This is a genomic window from Saccharothrix sp. ST-888 (genome assembly GCF_000955975.1).
In the GTDB taxonomy this organism is placed as follows: domain Bacteria; phylum Actinomycetota; class Actinomycetes; order Streptomycetales; family Streptomycetaceae; genus Kitasatospora.
The window spans coordinates 1-227 of record NZ_JYJF01000409.1; the positions used below are offsets into that span (position 1 = coordinate 1).

At 75.8% G+C, this 227-nt stretch carries 1 protein-coding gene; it reads left to right on the plus strand.

Annotated features, from left to right (window positions below):
- The coding region (locus UK12_RS42000) for a hypothetical protein (protein WP_197085385.1) at window positions 1-201 on the plus strand (201 nt) is incomplete at its 5' end.
- Window positions 202-227 lie beyond the last annotated feature (26 nt).

The following is a 227-nucleotide window of genomic DNA, read 5'->3' on the forward strand; positions in this document are numbered from 1 at the left end:
CGCCGTGACCGGTGCGGTCGCGGGCGCGGTGGGGCCGACGAGGAAGGGGGCGGGACCGTCCGGGGCCGACACCATCGATCTGCTGCGGCGGCCGGTGGCCGGGTCGGGAGCGCCGAGCACGTGAACGCCAGGGTGGTGGAGGACGGCGTCGGCCACCAGGTGCGGTTCGGCAACCTGGAGTTCCGCATCGCCGCGGACTGAGCGCGGACGTCGCCGTGAGCTGGCGA